The sequence below is a fragment of the Dyadobacter sp. UC 10 genome (assembly GCF_008369915.1).
In the GTDB taxonomy this organism is placed as follows: Bacteria; Bacteroidota; Bacteroidia; order Cytophagales; family Spirosomataceae; genus Dyadobacter.
In genome coordinates this window covers 1-585 of record NZ_VSRN01000005.1, presented here as the reverse complement: position 1 = coordinate 585, position 585 = coordinate 1, and the positions used below count along the sequence as shown (strand labels likewise).

General features: G+C 66.8%; 1 protein-coding gene. It reads left to right on the top strand.

Features of this window, described 5'->3' with window-relative positions:
* Nucleotides 1–395: 395 nt before the first annotated feature.
* A partial coding sequence (locus FXO21_RS28570) for an EAL domain-containing protein (RefSeq protein ID WP_149643681.1) occupies nucleotides 396–585 on the top strand: 190 nt, incomplete at its 3' end.

Below are 585 nucleotides of genomic sequence, written 5' to 3'. Positions count from 1 at the left end.
GCTTCCGGCAAAGGGCGCACAACCTTTTGCCTGCGTCACGCTGTTGCGTTTCAGCGATCAGACTGGAATCGATGCCGCGCTGTCGTCTGCCAGAACAGCCGAGGTGGTCGGCGATGTGCGGAACTTCACCCAGGTCCAGACGGCGATCTTCCGGGCAGGCGACTGACTGGCACGACGTGACGCGCTGCGCAGAAGTGCGCGCGACCTGCGCCGGGATGGTGCGGCAGGCCGGCGCGAGGCGCACGGCGCAAGGGTTGTCGGCGCCTTGCACGGAGCTTGCTTGATATGGGGCAGCCGCCCGGCGTCGACCGGGCAACCGAGGGTCCAACCAAGACAATGCACGCGCCGCTCGCTGTGTCGGGCGCCGCGTTCGAAGGCAATACCAGGAGGAACGCATGACGATCGTGCAACAGGAGCGTCCGGCCGCCGCGTCGCCGTACCGGTTCGAGCGGGAGGTGAGTTCCGGCTTCGAACGTCTGGCGACGCAGCACCGCGACATGACGCTGACGACCGTATTCCAGCCGATTTTCAGCCTGTCGCACCAGCGTGCGGTGGGTTACGAGGCGCTGCTGCGCGCGCACGATG